Source organism: Paucimonas lemoignei, assembly GCF_004342585.1.
GTDB lineage: Bacteria > Pseudomonadota > Gammaproteobacteria > Burkholderiales > Burkholderiaceae_D > Paucimonas > Paucimonas lemoignei.
Window position 1 is genome coordinate 343317 of sequence record NZ_SLZQ01000004.1, and the last position, 18243, is coordinate 361559.

11 protein-coding genes are annotated in these 18243 nt (G+C 64.0%); all 11 read right to left on the reverse strand.

What is annotated here, in order from left to right; genetic code table 11:
- Nucleotides 1-55 precede the first annotated feature (55 nt).
- Nucleotides 56-2050, reverse strand: coding sequence for an exodeoxyribonuclease V subunit alpha (recD, locus tag EDC30_RS09005; RefSeq protein WP_132258486.1), 1995 nt, complete (start codon nucleotides 2048-2050; stop codon nucleotides 56-58).
- A complete protein-coding gene (gene recB, locus EDC30_RS09010; RefSeq protein WP_132258487.1) occupies nucleotides 2047-5703 on the reverse strand; it encodes an exodeoxyribonuclease V subunit beta in 3657 nt (1218 codons plus the stop codon). Before recB ends, recD begins: the two co-directional genes overlap by 4 nt.
- A complete protein-coding gene (gene recC / locus EDC30_RS09015) occupies nucleotides 5700-9143 on the reverse strand; it encodes an exodeoxyribonuclease V subunit gamma (protein ID WP_132258488.1) in 3444 nt (1147 codons plus the stop codon). The genes recB and recC overlap by 4 nt, the downstream gene beginning before the upstream one ends.
- A gap of 334 nt (nucleotides 9144-9477) precedes the next feature.
- Nucleotides 9478-10932: an NADP-dependent succinate-semialdehyde dehydrogenase gene (gabD, locus tag EDC30_RS09020; protein ID WP_132258489.1), complete on the reverse strand. Its 1455-nt coding sequence runs from the start codon at nucleotides 10930-10932 to the stop codon at nucleotides 9478-9480.
- Between the two features lie 19 nt (nucleotides 10933-10951).
- Nucleotides 10952-12355, reverse strand: a complete 1404-nt coding sequence (lpdA, locus tag EDC30_RS09025; protein WP_132258490.1) for a dihydrolipoyl dehydrogenase — start codon at nucleotides 12353-12355, stop codon at nucleotides 10952-10954.
- A gap of 7 nt (nucleotides 12356-12362) precedes the next feature.
- A complete protein-coding gene (locus EDC30_RS09030; protein WP_132258491.1) occupies nucleotides 12363-13655 on the reverse strand; it encodes a pyruvate dehydrogenase complex dihydrolipoamide acetyltransferase in 1293 nt (430 codons plus the stop codon).
- 1 nt (nucleotide 13656) lies between these two features.
- On the reverse strand, nucleotides 13657-14142 hold the full coding sequence (locus EDC30_RS09035; RefSeq protein WP_132258492.1) for a VOC family protein: 486 nt from the start codon (nucleotides 14140-14142) through the stop codon (nucleotides 13657-13659).
- 16 nt (nucleotides 14143-14158) lie between these two features.
- Complete coding sequence (locus EDC30_RS09040; RefSeq protein WP_132258493.1) at nucleotides 14159-16348, reverse strand: alpha-ketoacid dehydrogenase subunit alpha/beta; 2190 nt, start codon at nucleotides 16346-16348, stop codon at nucleotides 14159-14161.
- 55 nt (nucleotides 16349-16403) lie between these two features.
- Nucleotides 16404-17249 (reverse strand): SDR family NAD(P)-dependent oxidoreductase, encoded by an 846-nt coding sequence (locus EDC30_RS09045; RefSeq protein WP_132258494.1) that lies wholly within the window; start codon nucleotides 17247-17249, stop codon nucleotides 16404-16406.
- Complete coding sequence (locus EDC30_RS09050; RefSeq protein ID WP_132258515.1) at nucleotides 17246-17965, reverse strand: ABC transporter ATP-binding protein; 720 nt, start codon at nucleotides 17963-17965, stop codon at nucleotides 17246-17248. Before EDC30_RS09050 ends, EDC30_RS09045 begins: the two co-directional genes overlap by 4 nt.
- A 5-nt stretch (nucleotides 17966-17970) precedes the next feature.
- Nucleotides 17971-18243 (reverse strand): ABC transporter ATP-binding protein C-terminal domain-containing protein (locus EDC30_RS09055; protein ID WP_132258495.1); only part of this gene is annotated, 273 nt, incomplete at its 5' end.

Genomic DNA, 18243 nt, shown 5'->3' on the forward strand with positions numbered 1-18243 from the left:
ATTCGTTAAGGAATGCTCCTTATGATAGTCGAATTACATCAAATGTTGATTAAAATCAAAAAATTGTTGGGTCGCCCAACATGATGCGCAAGCCGCTGGCGCGCCGGGTCTTTCTGGCCACCGCCGCCTCCAGCACCGCCGCCGGCGCCAGCAGGGTGAAGAATTCCCGTGCCCGCGTAATCCCGGTATAAATCAGCTCGCGCGCCACCACCTGGCTGGCTTCCTGCGGCAGCACCATTGCCACGTGGCGGAATTCCGATCCCTGCGACTTATGCACCGTCATCGCATACGCAGTCTCGACATCGGCCAGGCGCGTCGCCAGCACGCTGCGCACCGCCTCGCCGTTGAGGAAATACACGCGCTTGGCATCGGGGCGCGCCGGGTCCGGCAAGGTGATGCCGATATCGCCATTGAAGACGCCCGCGCCCTGGTCGTTGCGGGTGACCATGACCGGCCTGCCGGTGTACCACTCGCTGCGGCGGCGGATCAAGCCTTGCGCCTCTAAGCATTGTTCGATGGCCTGGTTGATGCCGGCCACGCCCCACTCGCCCTCGCGCACGGCGCACAGCACGCGGAAAGTGTCGAACGCCAGCAGCAGCGACTTTACCCAGGCTTCATGGGCGGCGGCGTCACCCGCCGGCGGCGGCTGCTTCATCAATTCCAGATAGCGGCGATAACCGCCTTCGGCGCCCGCGCGGCCATGCAGCGCCAGCGCCAGCAAGTCGGCCTGGCGCGCCGGGTCGAGCCAGCGCACGGAAGCGTCTTCTTGCGCACGCAGGCAAGCTACCGCGGCGTCGGCATCGCCGTCATTGACAGCGGTCGCCAGCGCACCGATCGGGCCGCCGAAGCGCCGGCTCTTGCGCAGCATGACGGTTTGCTGGGCCAGCACATCGCCGGCGGCAAGCATCGCCGCGGGCATCGCCTGGCCGCAAGCCGCCAGCACGTAGCGCGCCGTGGCGTCGGTATAACGCCCCTGCTGCGCCTCGAAGCACAAGTCGCCCAGCACGGCACCGGCTTCCACCGATGCCAGCTGGTCCTTGTCGCCCAGGAGAATCAGCATGGTGGTCGGCGGCAGTGCGTCGAGCAAAGCCGCCATCATTTCCAGATGCACCATCGAGGCTTCGTCGACGATCAGCACATCGATATCGAGCGGATTGCCGGCATGGTGGCGCAGCGCCCGCGTGTCGGGGCGCGCGCCCAGCAGGCTGTGCAGCGTGCAGGCGGCGGGCAGGCGCGCGGCCAGTTTCGCCAGGTTCAGTTCATTGCCAAGCCGGCCAGCCAGGCCGCCGAGCGCATCATCGATCGATTGCTTCAGGCGCGCCGCCGCCTTGCCGGTGGGCGCCGCCAGGGCGATGCGCAAGCGGTCGGGGTCGTCGGCCAGCGCGAACAGCAGCGCCAGCAGGCGCGCCACGGTGTAGGTTTTGCCGGTGCCCGGGCCGCCGGTAATGATGGAAAAGCCGCTGCGCACCGCCATCGCGCAGGCGATGCGCTGCCAGTCGGGATCGTGCGAACCGTCGGTAGATTGCGGCGCGGCTTCGCCGGTATCGAACAGCAAGTCCAGCCATTCGCGCACCCGCGCGGCATCGACTTCGCGCCGGGTGGCGGCACGCCGGGCCACCTCGCGGGCGACCTGGGTCTCGTTTTTCCAGTAGCGCCGCAGATACAGCCGGTCGCCATCCAGCACCAGCGGCTGGCGGCGGTCTTCCGTGCCCACCACCCATACCTGTTCGCATGCGCCCAGCGCCGCCTGCCAGGCTGCGACATCATGCGGCAGCGCGGCGCACCATTCGCGCAAACCGTCCCAGTGCTCGCGCGCCCAGCCCAGCAAGGCGCAAGGGTCGGCGGCGAGCTCATCGAGCTTGAGGCAGCTATGGCCGCGCCCTTCGAGCTCGGAGAGCAGGGCGCTGGCCAATGCCAGCGGGATTTCGGAACTCTGCGGCGCCGGCGCCAGCGACGCGATGAAGCGGGCGAAGGCGGCGCCGAGCTGCCTCAGTTGCCCGGCTTCGACAAGCGCGTCGAAACCATCGAACAAGCCTTGTGAAGGGTTCATGCTTCTTCATCCTCCATGGCAGGCGGCGATGGCAACAAGGCGTCCAGCGCATCCAGCAGCGCGGCATGCGCCGGCAAGTGATAACAGCCGTGCGTGCCAGGGTGATTCAAGCCGCGCAGGAAATAAAAGAGCGCGCCGCCCAGCTGGGATTGCGGGTCGTAATCTGCGCCCAACCGGCTGCGCAACAGGCGATGCAGCGCCAGCAGATAGATCGCCCCTTGCACGTCATAGCGGCAACCCGCCATGCCGGCAGCCAGCGCCTCGCGATGATAGCCATCGTCGTTCGGCGCCAGCATGTTGGATTTGTAATCCATCACCCAATACCGCCCCTCATGCTCGAACACCAGGTCCTTGAAGCCACGCAGCATGCCATGCAGCTGGCGCGGCGACAGCGGCGCGCGGGCGATGCCATCGAGGTAATGCTCCTGGCACAGCGCGTCGAGCGCGGCGGTATTGAGGTCCTTGGCTGGAAACCAGAACTCGGCTTCCGGCACGACCACGTCGAGGTCGCGCAGCGCCACGCCCAGTTGCGGCAATGCCGTGCTGGCGGCAGCCTGCATCCAGGCGACCGTGTCGTCCTGCCGGTGGCCCCACCCTGCCCGCTCGCAGCGCGCGCGCAGGCGCATCTCGAAACCCGGGTCATCGATGATGGCAAAGCCTTCGCAAGCCATCCATTCCAGCTGCGCATGCAGAAACTGGCCGGGCAACGAGCCGCGCGGAAAGCGGTGCCAGGGACTATCCTGCAGCTTGCCGCCGGGCAGGCGACTATCGTCGTCTTCGGCCAGCTTCTCCGCCAGCGACGTGACTGGCGCCGGCATGCTTCCCAGCTCGCGCGTGATCGAGGAATAACTGGCGATTTTCCAGTTGCGCTCGAACTCGACGGCAAAGTGGGGCGTGTCGCGCAGGTCGGGCTGATGATCGCGGCGCGACAGCACGGTGTGTCCCGCTTCTTCCGTGGCATCGAGAATCGCGATGGCGGCGCAGTCGCCGCGCATATCCTGCAAGCGCGCCATGAGCGCGGCGCTGTCGATCTTCGCGCCGCCGCCCAGCAGGTAGCCGAATGCGCAGTCATGGATCTTGTCCTTGAGCGACATCACTCCCAGCCACAGCGCATGGCGCGCACGCGTCAGCGCCACGTACAGCAGGCGCAAGTCTTCTTCCATGCGGGCGGCGTCCACGGCGCTGCGCGCTTCTTCGCACAACGTGAAGTCGATGCAGCGCTTGCCGGTGGCATCGGTATAGGCGAAGAAGCTGCGATTGCGGCGGTCGACCGCCCTGGCGCTGACGGCGAACGGCAAGAACACCAGCGGATATTCGAGACCCTTGGACTTGTGCACCGTGATCACCTGGACCAGTTCGGCATCGCTTTCCAGGCGCAGGATGCGTTCATCGCCGCCTTCGCCATTGCCGCTGACCTGCTCGGCCAGCCAGCGGATCAGCGCATGCTCGCCATCCAGGTTCTGGCTGGCGGTCTGCAGCAATTCGGCCAGGTGCAGCAAGTCGGTCAGGCTGCGCTCGCCGCCAACTTCGCGCAGCAGGATCGCCGGCAAGCCGAGTTCATGGATGAACCGGCGCAGCATGGCCAGCACGCCCTGGCGCTGCCAGACCGTGCGCAAGGCTTTCAATTGCTCGGTGCGCGCTTCCCACGCCACGTCGTCCGCCGCCAGATGCGCCAGTTCATCCAGCGACAGGCCGGCCGTGCGGGTGGCGAACGCCGCGCGCGCCAGGCTGGCGTTCAATGGATTGGCGATCGCATGCAGCCATTGCAGCACGTCGGCCGCCACCACGCTGTCGAACACGGAATCCTTGTCCGAAAGGTAGACGCTCGGCACCTTGCGGCGCTGGAGCGCACGGCGGATTGCCGCCGCTTCGTGACGGTCGCGCACCAGCACGGCGATATCGGCGGGCTTCAAGGCAGTCAATGTGCCGTCTTCCGCCATGAACCCCGCCTTGTCATCGTTGAGCAGCGCGACGATCTGCTCGGCGCAGCGCGCGGCGAAATGCTCGCGATACGCTTCGGCATTCATCTCCGCGTCGGCGCAGCACCAGATCGTCATGGCGGCAACGGAGCCGTCGGATGCGGTCAGGTATTCCTTGCGGCCATGCGCCTCCACGGGTTCGAACGGCAGCGGATTTTCATCCTGCCGGCGGAAGCGGAACGCGCCGGCGGCATGGCCGCACTGGGCCGGCTGGCCCGGCGATCCGGCCCTGCCCTCGGCATGCAAAAACAAGTGGTTGACCGCCTTGATGACTGCGGCAGTGGAGCGGTAGTTGGTGCCCAGCAGGTAATGCCGTCCTTGCGTGGCGCGGCGCGCGGCCAGGTAACTGTGGATATCGGCGCCGCGAAAGCCATAGATCGCCTGCTTGGGGTCGCCAATTAGAAATAAGCCAAGCTCGTCGGGATTGTCGGCGATGCGGTAGAGCGTATCGAAGATACGGTACTGTTCGGGCGAAGTATCCTGAAACTCATCGATCAGGGCCACCGGATACTGGCCGGTGATGCGGCGCGCCAGGACTTCACCGTTGGCGCCTTCCAGCGCCACGCGCAAGCGCGTCAACATATCTTCAAAGCCGAATTGACGACGGCGGCGCTTCAATTCCAGCACGCGCTGCGCAACGCGGCAAGCGGCATGGCGGTGGATCTGGTGCGCCAGCGGTTCGCAAGCCGCCAGTTTTTCCTGCAACGAGGCGATGGCATCGAAATCTGCCGGCACCTCGGCGGTAAAGCCCTTGTTGAAGGCGGCGATGATTTTGTCGGGAAGCAGTTTATCCCAGCCCTTGCTGAAGCCTTCTTCCGGCATGATGGCGTTTGGGTCTTCGCACCACTTCCGCAAGGCGTCGAAGCAGGCATCCAGCGTGGCCTGGCGCATCTTGGTGCCGCTCAAGCCTTTGCGGTTGGCTTCCACCCAGCCGGCCATGCGTTCGATGCGCTCGCTCCAGCCGGGCTTCAACGATGCCGCCAGCGCCTTTTGGCTACCGGCGATACGCAATATCATCTGCGCCAGGGATTCGTCGCCGGCCTCTTCAAAGAGGCTGACGTGGCGGATCAACTGGCGCATGCCGGCTTCCAGCGCTTCGAGGTTTTTCCAGCAACCGAGCAGCGATGCCAGCGCCTCGCCTTCGAGCGCGTACACGTGCTGGCGCCAATAGTCGCGCACGGCATCGCGGAACAAGCCTTCCTCGCTGCTGACCAATTCTTCATCGAACAGACAGCCGCTGTCGAAAGCATGTTCGCGCAGCATGCGCTGGCACCAGGCGTCGATGGTAAAGACAGCCGACTCGTCCATCGATTCGGCGGCCAGCATCAGGCGGTGCGCCGCCTTCAGCCGCTCGCCCTCATCGGGATAAGCATCGATGAGCTCGCTCAGAAATGCATCGTGCGCCGGCGGCGACGCGCCACGGAAGCAATGGGCCGCCTCCACCAGGCGGGCGCGAATCCGATCCGACAGTTCGCGCGTGGCGGCGCGGGTGAAGGTCATCACCAGGATTTCCGACGGCGCCAGCGGGCGCACGAATCCCTCCTCGCCGCCATGCCCCAGCACCAGCCGCACATACAATGCGGCGATGGTCCAGGTCTTGCCGGTGCCGGCGCTGGCCTCGATCAGGCGCGAACCCTTGAGCGGAAACCGCAATGGATGCAGCATCTGGCTCATGCCGCCGCTCCCTGCCGGGCTTCTTCATCGGCATGAGGGAAAACTTCCACGCTGCGGTCGCGCCAGGCAAGCAGCGGCTGATACAGCGCCAGCGCCAGTTCGCGCCATTGCGGCTCGGCGTCCAATGCATTGAAGTCCGGCCACAGGCGCGCCAGGCAGGGTTCTTCCATCACTTCGCCATGCAGATTGAAGCCGCCGTCATAGGTTTCATACAGCTTGTCGTCGCCTTCTTCGCACAGGCGCAGCGCGGTCCTGCAAGGAATGGGCAAGGGGCGCTGCAAGCCATCGCGCCAGATAGCCATCAGGCAGCCAAGCATCTCCTGCGCGTCGGCGGCTGCAATTGAAGCGAGCTTCAGGATGGCGTCGCGCCCCACCAGGTAACCGGTGACTTCCTGTCCGGCGATGGCGGCAGCCAGTTGCCGCAGCCAGGCGCCAAACAATTTTTCCGGGCGCGCCACGAGTTGCTTGTCCTGGTTGGTCCGGCTCAGCTTGCCGGCGTATTGTTCCAGCCAGACCGTCTCGCCGGAGCCATGGCGCAACCGGTCGATCCAGTCATCCAGGCGCATGCCGTCGTGGGCGAAGACAATGGGCAACTTGCCGGCCGGCTCGGGAAACTTGTCGCACAATTCCAGCCAGCGGCTGCGCACGGGAATCAGATCGCGCACCAGCTGCTCTTGCCAGTAGCGTCCCATCAAGCCGATCGGCAGCACGCCCTGGCGCGCCAGGCACGCGGTGCGCTCGCGCAAAACCTGTTCAACTTCGGCAGGCCTTTCACGCGGGCCGCTATCGTCCAGCAGCGAGGCGACGATGCCGTATTCTTCCAGGCCATCCAGGCCGAAGGGTTCTTCATCGCATCCCGTCACGGGCGTGTCGGCAAAGATCACCTGCAGCCGGTGGCGGAAAAAATATTTCACCGGCTGGCGCAGGAAGCGCGCCAGTTCCGCCAGCTTCAGGCTCGACAGCTGTTCCGTCGGCGCGCTTGATAACGACGCCGCAGCGGCACGCTGCTCTTGCTCTTCGTGCGCGGCGCGCCATTCGCGGGCATAGGTGAGCAAGCCATCTTCCTCGAAATAGCGGCGGCTGAATGGCTGCAAGGGATGTTCGGTGGTGAGCTGGTCCAGGTCGAGTTCCCAGCCGCGCTCCAGGTAATCGCGCAATTGCGAAACCAGCACCGAGGCGGGCTGCTCGCTATTGTCGCGCACGTTGCGGCCGACCCAGCTGACATACAGTTTTTCCCGCGCCGCCAGCAAAGCTTCGAGCATGAGGTAACGGTCATCGTCGCGGCGGGAGCGATCGCCGGGGCGCGCCACGTTCGGTTGATTCAACAGATCGAAATCGGCATGCTGGGCGCGGCGCGGATAATCACCATCGTTCATGCCGAGCAGGCACACCACGCGGAAAGGCACGGCGCGCATCGGCATGAGCGTACAGAAAGTCACGCCGCCGGAAACGAAACGCTGCGCCAGGGTCGGCTCATCGATGGCGCCCAGCCAGGCTTCGCGCAGCACGGCCACCGGCAGGGTATCGGCAAAGCCGGCGGTGTCGCAATCTTCCAGCCAGCATTGCAGCGACTGCTCGAGATTGGCGATGGTGAGGATATCGCGCTCGTCGCGGGCGTCGAAAAAACTTCGAAGCAGCAGGCGCGCGCGCTCGCCCCAGATTTTCGGCGTGGCGTCTTCCACCAGCAGAGAACGCCAGATCAGGAGCTTTTCGATGAAGGAAGCCAGTCCCCCGGCAAGCGACGCTTCCAGGCCGCCGACTTCGGCATATGGCTCGATGCCGCCGAAACTGGCATTGCCGCTGGCGTAACCGAGCAACATGCGGCGGATGCCGAAGATCCAGGCATTCTGTTCGCCCGCCGGCTCCAGTCCCAGGCTGGCGCGATGGCTGCGGTCCAGCCCCCAGCGCACGCCGGCGCCCTCGATCCATTGGCCCAGGCGCGGCAAGTCGGCTTCGGCAATGCCGAACCGGTTGGCGATGGCTGGCACGTCGAGCAAGTCGCGCACCTCGCTTTGCAGACAGCGCTGGTGCGGCAGGCGCATGAGCCAGTCGAGCGCCACCAGCAGCGGATTGACTTCGCGCTCGGTGACGTCGGCGATCTCGTACGGAATCCAGCGCTCGTCGTGGCGACCGTATTGGCCGAACACGGCGGCAATCGAGGGCGCGAAGGTTTCGATATCCGGCACCATCACGACGATATCGCGCGGGCGCAATGGCGTGGCATCGTTGCGGCCGGATTCGGCGAACATGGCCAGCAAGCGGTCGTGCAAGACTTCGACCTCGCGCTGGGCGCTGTGGGTGACATGGAATTCGACCGAGCGGTCATGCGGGTCGATGCCGGCGCGCGGATGCTCGTCCAGCGGCAGCATGTCGCGAATCGCCGCCTGCATTTGCTGCAGCAAGGTCTCGCCCTCGCCTTCGGAAAACAAGTCGATGCGCAGGTTGGAAAAATTTTGCTGGGTCGCCTGGGCATCGTCGAATTCATCGAGCATGCGCACGAAGTCGCGCCCTAGCCTGCCCCAACCCGCCAGCAGCGGATGGCAGTGCGCGTGCATTTCTTCCAGCGGCAAGGCGGCGAGTTCACGCCCCTCGCGCAACTGCTGGCGCCGGCGCGCGGCTTTCAATAATTCGCGTCCGGAAATGATATCGCCCCAGTAAAAGCGGCAAGGGTTGGGCACCGCCACGACCACCTGCATGCGGGTCGCCAGCGCGCCCAGCGCCTGCAAGGTTTGCTGCGGCAGGGCCGACACGCCGAACACCACCACCCGGCGCGGCAAGCGCTTGCCGGCTGGCGGCGCGCCATCGCGCAGCGCCGCGAGGAAGCGCTCGTGCACGCCGGAGCGGCCGCCGGTGCGTTCTTCCTGCGGCAGGCTGGCCAGCACTTCGCGCCACAATTGCGCCTGCCAGCGCTGGTCTTCCGCCATGGGAAGTGGCTCGCCCGTGGCATTGCGCAAGACATCGCGCCCGCTAGCCCAGTCGGCCAGCCAGTCGGCACGGTAGACCTGGTATTCATCGAACAAGTCGGCCAGGCGCTGCGCCAGTTGCCAGCGGCGCTCCGGGTCCTGGTCGGACAGGAAGTGCTTGAGCGGCGCAAAGGCCGGCTTGTCCAGCAAGCCCGGCAGCAAGCGCATCAAGCGCCAGGCCAGCGTGGATTCATCCAGCGCGGAACGGTGCGGCACTTGCTGCGGCCCCAACACGCTCCGATAGGCATCCCACAGAAAGCGCGCCGGCAGCGTGATGCGCGTCGCGGCGCACACGCCCATTTCCTCTGCCAGCGCGATCTTCAGCCATTCCGCCACACCATTGGACTGGACCAGGAAAATCTCTTCCTCCAGCGGAGCCAGCGGATTATTGCGCAGCCAGCCGAACACGGCGTGGCGCAATTGCTCGAGCTGGTTGCCGTGGATCGCGAGGAATCCCGGGCTCAGGTTGGATGACATAGCGCTGAAAAATTAGGCAAATCGAACCCGGCAGGCGGGCTAAGGCTGGATATGGTCGTACGAATTATGCCTGCACGCAAGCTTGGGCTCAAAATCCGCGTGGTTTCGTCATCTTTTTGCCATGCAGCGTCGTAGTTACGCCAAAGCGAATGCATGGCGCATGCCTGCTTAAATACGGATCACCATATCGCGATGGGATATCGCTGCGCGCAGTAGAGGCGAAAAAAAACGCGCCGGAAGAAAGAGCGGAGACGCCCGGCGCGTTAAAGGAGAAGCAAAGAGACTTGCTGCGGCAGGAGCGGGCGATAGCGCCGGCCTCTGCCGCCTTACTGCATCAGATACCGCCCATGCACAGGTACTTGGTGACCATGTAGTCATCCAGACCGTACTTGGAGCCTTCGCGGCCGACGCCGGATTGCTTGACGCCGCCGAACGGCGCCATTTCATTCGAGATCAAGCCGGTGTTGATCCCCACCATGCCGTATTCCAGGCCTTCGGCGACGCGCCAGATGCGGCCGATATCGCGCGAATAGAAGTAGCTGGCCAGGCCGTATTCGGTATCGTTGGCCAGACCGACCACTTCCTCATCGGACTTGAAGCGGAACAGCGGCGCCAGCGGACCAAAGGTTTCTTCTTTCGCCACCAGCATGCTCGGCACGGCATCGCGCACCACGGTCGGTTCGAAGAAAGTCTGGCCCAGGGCATGGCGCTTGCCGCCGGCGATCACCTTGCCACCCTTGGAGACGGCGTCGGCGATATGTTCCTCGATCTTCGCCACGGCATTGGCATCGATCAGCGGGCCTTGGGTGACGCCGGCTTCCAGGCCATTGCCGACCTTGAGCTTGTTGACCGCGGCGACCAGCTTTTCGGCGAAAATGTCATAGACGCCATCCTGCACATAGAAGCGGTTGGCGCAGACGCAGGTCTGGCCAGTGTTGCGGTACTTGGAAGCCAGCGCGCCTTCGACGGCGGCATCGAGGTCGGCATCGTCGAACACGATGAAGGGGGCATTGCCGCCCAATTCCATCGAGACTTTCTTGATGGTGGCAGCGCTTTGCTCCATCAGCACGCGGCCCACTTCGGTGGAACCGGTGAAGGTGAGCTTGCGTACGATCGGGTTGCCCGTCATTTCGCCACCGATGGCGGCAGCCGAACCGGTCACCACCGAAAACACGCCGCGCGGCACGCCGGCTTGTTCCGCCAGCGCTGCCAGCGCCAGCGCCGAATAAGGCGTTTGCGTCGCCGGCTTGACGACGATCGGGCAACCGGCAGCCAGCGCCGCGCCGACTTTACGGGTGATCATCGCTGCCGGGAAGTTCCACGGCGTGATCGCGGCGCACACCCCGATCGGCTCCTTGGTGACGACGATGCGGCGGTCGGCAGCGGGGCCGGGAATGGTGTCGCCATAAGCGCGCTTGGCTTCTTCGCCAAACCACTCCAGGTACGATGAAGCATAGGCGATTTCACCCTTGGCTTCGGCCAGCGGCTTGCCTTGCTCGATGGTCATGATGCGCGCCAAGTCTTCGGTATTGGCTTGCATCAGTTCAAACCATTTACGCAGGATATTGGCGCGTTCCTTGGCCGGTTTCTTGCGCCAGCCAGCCCAGCTGGCATTGGCGGCTTCAATCGCGCGGCGGGTTTCCTCGGCGCCCATCTTCGGGATGGTGCCGATGGTTTCGCCGGTGGCGGGATTGGTGACAGATACAGTGGCGCCGCTGTCGGCATCGAGCCACTGGCCATCGATATAACATTGCTGGCGGAATAGCGCGGGGTTGTTCAAGTTCATCATGTTAAGTCCTCGTAGTGGCTCAGATGTGCAGCGCGCGCCCATAGGCGGCCAGCACTGCTTCATGCATGGCTTCAGATTGAGTCGGATGCGGGAAGATGGTTTCCATCAGCTCGGCTTCGGTAGTTTCCAGCTCGCGCGCGACGGTATAGCCCTGGATCATTTCCGTGACTTCTTCACCGACCATGTGCGCGCCCAGCAATTCGCCGGTCGCTTCATCGAAGATCACCTTGGTGAAGCCGCCGGTGGAACCCAGCGCCAAAGCCTTGCCATTGACGGCAAACGGGAACTTGCCGACCTTGATCTTGCGTCCTGCCGCCTTCGCCTTGGCTTCGGTCATGCCGACGCTGGCGACTTGCGGGTGGCTATAGGTACAGGCCGGGATCTTGCTGATATCCAGCGGATGCGGATTCTTGCCAGCGATTTTTTCGACGCAGATGATGGCTTCGTGGCTGGCCTTATGCGCCAGCCACGGCGCACCGGCAACGTCGCCGATGGCATACACGCCCGGCTCGCCGGTGGCGCCATAGGCATCGGTGACGATATGGGTGCGGTCAACCTTGACGCCGGTTCCTTCCAGGCCGAGATCCTCGACATTGCCGACAATGCCGGCAGCAGTCAGCACCACGTCGGCGGTCAGGCTTTCCTTATGCTTGCCATCCAGAGTCAGGGTCCATTCGGCAGCCTGGCCGCTGCCACGCTTGCTGCTGGATTTGATGCTGGCGCCGAGATACAGCTTCATGCCTTCCTTGCGCAGCGTATCGGCGACGTAAGCGGACACTTCCTCGTCTTCCACCGGCAACACGCGCTCGGCCATTTCCACTACGCTCACCTCAGCGCCGAGGGCGTGATAGAAACTGGCGAACTCGATGCCGATAGCGCCGGCGCCGATCACCACCAGGCGCTTGGGCACGCGGTTAGGCATCAGGGCTTCACGGTACGACCAGACGCTTTCGCCATCCGGCGTCAAGCCCGGCAACACGCGGGCACGCGCGCCGGTGGCAAGAATGATATTTTTGGCAGACAGGGTCGACTTGCCATCAGCGCCGGTGATTTCCAGCTTGCCCTTGCCTGCCAGCTTGGCATGGCCATTGACGACGGTGACCTTGTTCTTTTTCATCAGGTAACCGACGCCGCCCTGCAATTGTGCGGAGACGGCACGCGAGCGGTCGACCATGGTTTTCAGGTCGATCTCGGGCGCGCTCACCTTGACGCCGAAACGCTTGGCATCGCGCACCATGCGCAGCACGTCGGCCGAGCGCAGCAGCGCCTTGGTCGGAATGCAACCCCAGTTCAGGCAAATGCCGCCCAGGTGCGCCTTTTCCACCAGTGCAGTGTTCAAGCCGAGCTGCGCGGCGCGGATCGCGGCGACATAACCGCCGGGACCGCCGCCGACCACCACGACATCATATTGTGCTTGGGTCATGCTCGCCTCAGATCAGGATGCTCAAGGGGTTTTCGATCAACTGCTTGAATTGCGCCAGCCATTGCGCGCCCAGCGCGCCGTCGATGGCGCGATGGTCGACCGACAGCGTGACCGTCATGACGCTGGCCACGGCCAAGGCGCCGTCGACGACGACCGGACGCTGCTCGGTGGCACCGACCGCAAGGATCGCTGCCTGCGGCGGATTGATGATGGCCGAGAATTCCTGCATGCCGAACATGCCGAGGTTGCTGATCGTGAAGCTGCCGCCCTGGTATTCCTCCGGCGCGAGCGCGTTGCTGCGCGCGCGAGCGGCCAGGTCGGCGACTTCGGCGCTGATGGTCGAGAGCGACTTGCTTTCCGCTGCGCGCACCACCGGCGTGATCAAGCCGCCCTCGGTGGAAACCGCCACCGAGATATCGGCTTGCGCATACTTGCGCATGGCGGTGTCAGTCCAGCTGACGTTCGCTTCCGGCAGCGCGCGCAGGGTTGCGGCGGCGGCCTTGACGATGAAGTCGTTGATGGAAATCTTGCGCGGGGCGCTGGCGTTGATTTCCGTACGCAGGGCCAGCAGCTTGTCCATGCGGCAGTCCGCTTTCAGATAGAAATGCGGGATACTGGACTTGCTTTCGGTAAGGCGACGCGCGATGGTACGGCGCATGCCGGTATGCGGCACTTCGATATACGGCGAGCCCACACCAGCGGAAACCGGCGCTGTTGCAGTGGCTGGTGCAGCGCCAGCAGTAGCGGCCTGAACCGGTGCTGCAGCCGGAGCAGCATTCGCTGCCTCGACATCGCGTCGCACGATACGGCCATGCGGGCCGCTGCCTTGCAAGGAACCCAGATCGACGCCGCGATCCTTGGCGATACGGCGCGCCAGGGGGCTGGCGAAAATCCGCCCGCCATTGGCATCGGATGCCGGGACTGCTGCCGGCGGCACCGCGACGGGTTTGCCTTGCACGTTCGCTTCAGGAATCGCTGCCACTGGCACGGCAGCAGCCGGCGCCGGCGCACTGGCCACGCCAGCCGCAGCCAGCACGGCGTCGATATCCACATTGGTTTCGCCTTCGGCAAACAGCACCGCGATCGGCGCGCCGACTTCGATATCCTTGCCGGCAGGCGCGAGGATCTTGCCCAGCACGCCCGCTTCATCGGCGTCGAATTCGATCAGCGCCTTGTCGGTTTCGATTTCAGCCAGGACGTCGCCAACCTTGACGGCCTCGCCTTCCTGCTTGGTCCATGCCTTGATCACGGCCGACGTCGCGGCAGCAGCGATCTCCGGCATCTTGATAATTTTGGCCATCTCAGTTGCTTCCTTTTTTCAGGTCCGGACGGTAGGCGGCGATATCGGTGTACTGCACCAGTTCCAGGATATTGCCTTCCGGGTCGCGGCAGAATGCCAGGTACACGCCATCACGCACTTCCACGCGGGTATTGCCCGTCATGAATTCGATGCCCGCTTCCAGCAGCTTGGTGATGGCGGCATCGATATCTTCGACGATGAAGGTCAGGTAAGCGGCGTTGGCCTTGTCGAGGATGTATTGCGTTGGCTCGCTCGCCGCCGGCGGCGTGTCGGGTTGCAGCAGCTTGACGCGCTCGCCGTAATTGGTCTGCAGGCGCACGACGGTGTAACCGCCTGCAGACAGCGCCGATTGCGCCGCCTTGTCGGCGCCGATCTTGATTTCGCTGATGGCGGTGAAACCCATCACGTCTTCGTAAAAGCGGCGCAGCTTCGGCAGGTCGCGGCAGACGATGCCGACTTCCAGGGGGACGATCATCTTGATGCTCATGTTTGTATTCCTTGAATTAGGCTGCGCCCTTGTCGCGCATGACTTGCTTCAAACCCTCGACCACTTCTTCGGTGCGCGCGGATGCGGCGCGTTCCAGCACCTTGGAAATGCTGGGCGAGGCTTCGCTGCCCGAGACGCGCTGCACCGGCTGGTCGAGCCAGTCGAAATAGCGGCGCTGGATTTCATCGGCCAGCCAGCCGCCATAGGAGGTGCCGATCGAACCCTGTTCGACGATCAAGACATTGTTGGTCTTCTTGATGGACGCTTCGATGGTGTCCCAGTCGATACTGGCGCGATCCAACCAGCGCAGGTCGACCACTTCGGCATCTATGCCAGTCTGCTCCACCGCTTCGAGGGTATGCGCGACCATCGACAGGTAAGTCAGCACGGTCATTTCCTTGCCTTCGCGGCGCACGGCAGCCTTGCCGAACGGGATCTGGTAATCGAAATCCTCCACCGGCGCGATGCCCGAGGAGTTGTACAGGTCGACGTGCTCGATCACCAGTACCGGGTCTTTCAGCGTCAGCGCGGCATTCATCAAGCCGACATAATCGAACGGCGTCGACGGCGCGACGATGCGCCAGCCCGGGCTGGTGGCGAAAATGCCGGCCGGATCCATCGAGTGCTGCGAGCCGTAGCCGGTGCCCATGGCGACTTTCGTGCGCAAGACCAGCGGCACATCGATATCGCCACCGAACATGTGGCGCGCCTTGCCGATCTGGTTGAACACCTGGTCGGCCGCGACCCACATGAAGTCCGGGTACATGAATTCGACCACCGGCTTGTAGCGGCCATCCATGGCCATGCCGCCGCCGAGACCGACGAAGGCGTTTTCGCTGATCGGCGTGCCGAGGGTGCGGTCCGGATATTTATCTTTCAGGCCGCGGGTGGCGCCGTTGGTGCCGCCCTTCAGGCGATGCACGTCCTCCCCCATCACGACGACCGACGGGTCGACCGCCATGCGACGGTCCATGACGTCGGCGACGACATCGATGAACTTGCGGTTATCCAGCTTGCCGGTGAAAGTGGCTTGTTCTTCGGTGCGGGCGCCATCCAGTTCGGACAAGTCGCCGCGCACGCCAACGTTGCGGAAGTCCGGGCTTGGCCACAGTTCCGGGCGGATGCGCTTCTTGCCTGCCTTGCCATTCGGGTCGGCTTCGGTCAGCGCAGCGACGGCCTTGGCCATCGACGCCTTGATGCGGTTGCGCAGGGCGATGATGCCATCGGCATCGATCAAGCCGCGTTCCTGCATCTTGGTGCCCAAGAGTTCGAGCGGGTCGCGCTTGCGCCAGGATTGCTCTTCGTCGCGGGTGCGGTAACCGAAGGCGCTGCCGGGGAAGCCGCCATTCTGGTGGAAGAAGCGGTAGACATCGGCTTCGATGATGGTCGGGCCGTTACCGGCGCGCATGTGCGCCAGCGCTTCGTTCATCGCCAGGTACACTGCCAGCGGGTCCATGCCATCGACCTTCCAGCTGCGGATATTGAAGGCAGCGCCGCGCGCGGACAGGCGCGGCTCGGCGGTGGCTTCGTTCACCGTGGTGGACACCGCATAACCATTGTTTTCGATGAAGAAGCACAGCGGCAGCTTCCAGGCTGCGGCCAGGTTCATGGATTCCAGGACCGAACCGATGTTGACGGCGCCGTCGCCAAAGTATGTCACGGCCACGGCATCGGTGCCGGCATGCTTGTGCGCCCAGGCTGCGCCTGCCGCCAGCGGCGCGCCGCCGCCAACGATAGCGTTGGTGCCGAGGGCCCCTGCTTCCGCCCAGCGCAAGTGCATCGAGCCGCCACGGCCGGAGCAAAAGCCTTGGGCAAGACCGAGGATTTCCGCCAGCGTGCGCTGCAGGAGGTTGTCGATTTCCGGCGTCAGTTCGGCTTTCGGATCGATGCCGTTGGGAGCCAGATAGGCCAGCGCCTTGGACAGGAATTGGTGGTGGCCGCGGTGCGAACCATTGATCTGGTCGGCTGCGGTCAAGGGCACGATGGAGCCGGCCGCGCCGCCTTCCTGGCCGATGGACGAGTGCGCCGGGCCATGCACCAGGCCTTCCATGGCCAATTCCAGCACGACTTCTTCAAATACGCGGATAAGGTGGGAATGCGACAGCAGGGTGCCGAGCACGGCAGGGTCGGCAGCGGCCCAGTCGGCGTCGGTGGTGCGCAATTCGACCCAGCTCGATGCCGGGGCGAGTGCAATATGTTCTGACATGGTGTCTGTCTCCAGATAGAGGATAAGTACGGTTTATGTACGAATGAAGTTCGGTTCAGATATAGCTATAGGTCGACCAGCCGCCGTCGGCGACGATCGCTTGCCCATTGATGTAGGCGGCGCTGTCGGATGCCAAAAACAGGGCGAGCGTGGCGACCTCGTGGGTCTTGCCGAGGCGGCGTGCCGGCGTGCGCTTGATGAGGGCGTCGTAATCCATGCGACCGGTGCGCACCAGTTCATCCGTCAATGCGGTCTGCACGTAACCCGGCGCCAGCGCATTGACGCGCAAGCCGGAAGGCGCCCATTCCACGGCCAAGACCTTGGTCAGCATGACGACGGCAGCCTTGCTGGCGCAATAGGCAGCGCGCTCGGGCGCGGCCACCGTGCCATACATCGAGGCGGTATTCAAAATCACGCCGCTGCCCTGGGCAACCATGCGACGCCCCACCGATTGCGCGCAATAGAAAGCGCCATTGAGGTTGATATCGATGGCGCGGCGCCAGTCGGCCGGCGCCAGCTCCAGCGTCGGCTTGTTCATCGAGATGCCGGCGTTATTGAGCAACACGTCGATGCGGCCAAAGAGCGCCTGCACGTCGGCGACGGCGTTTTCCACGGCGACTTCATCGGTGATCGATGCCACGCAGGTGGTGACTTCGATACCGGGGTACGTGGCCTGCAATTCGGCTTGCGCCTTTTCCAGCAAGCCGGCGTTAATGTCCAGCAGCGCCAGGCGCGCGCCATTGACGGCGAAAGCCTCGGCCATGGCGCGGCCGATGCCGCTGGCGCCGCCGGTGATGAAGACGACTTTGCCAGCCAGATCGGAAAAATTCTTGTATTGCACTTGCTCATGCAGCGCATGGGCATCGATATCCTGCTGCGCTTGTTGTGGTACGTCGCTCATACGGCCAGCCAGTCTTTCAAGAGTTGGGGGTTGCCAGTCAATTCGTCCGGCGTGCCGCGGAACACGATGTGGCCATGGCCCAGCAGGCAAACGTGGGTGGAAATCTTCAGCGCGATGGTGAGCTTTTGCTCGATCAGCACCACCGATACGCCGCGACGATGGATTTCCTGAATCGCTTCACCAACCACCTGCACGATCTTCGGCGCCAGGCCTTCGGTCGGCTCATCGATCAGGATCACTTTCGGGTTGCTGAGCAGAGAGCGGCACATGGTCAGCATCTGCTGCTCGCCGCCCGACAAATTGCCGGCGCGGGTATTGCGACGCTCTTTCAAACGCGGGAAGAAATCGAACATCTGTTCAACCGTCCACTTCGGCGCATCGTCGTGCCCCGGCTGCATACCCATCTGCAGGTTTTCATCGACCGTCAGGTTGCCGAAGACTTCGCGCTCTTCCGGCACCAAGGCGACGCCGGCACGGCAAATCGTGTACGGACGCTCGCCCGCCAGGTCGCGGCCATCCAGCAGGATCTGGCCACCGGTCGGCGGCACCAGGCCCATGATGGCGCGCGCCGTGGTCGACCGTCCCGAGCCATTACGACCCAAGAGGCTGATCACTTCGCCGCGCCCCACATCGAAACTCACGCCCTGCAGGATATGGCTCTTGCCGTAATGCGCATGCAAGTCCTTCACCTGCAAGAGCGCTTGGGATTGCTTCATCTGGCTCATGCCGCCACCTCCGTGCCCAGATAGGCTTCCTGTACCTGTTTGTTGTTGCGGATGGCTTCCGGCGTACCGGTGGCAATCACTTGCCCGTACACCAGCACGCTGATGCGGTCGCACAGCGAGAACACCACATCCATGTCATGCTCGACGATCATCAGGGTGCGTCCCACCGACAACTCGCGCAGCAGCTCGGCCGTGTAATCGGTCTCTTCGCGCGACATGCCCGCCATCGGCTCGTCCAGCAGCAAGACCTTGGGGTCGGACGCCAGCGT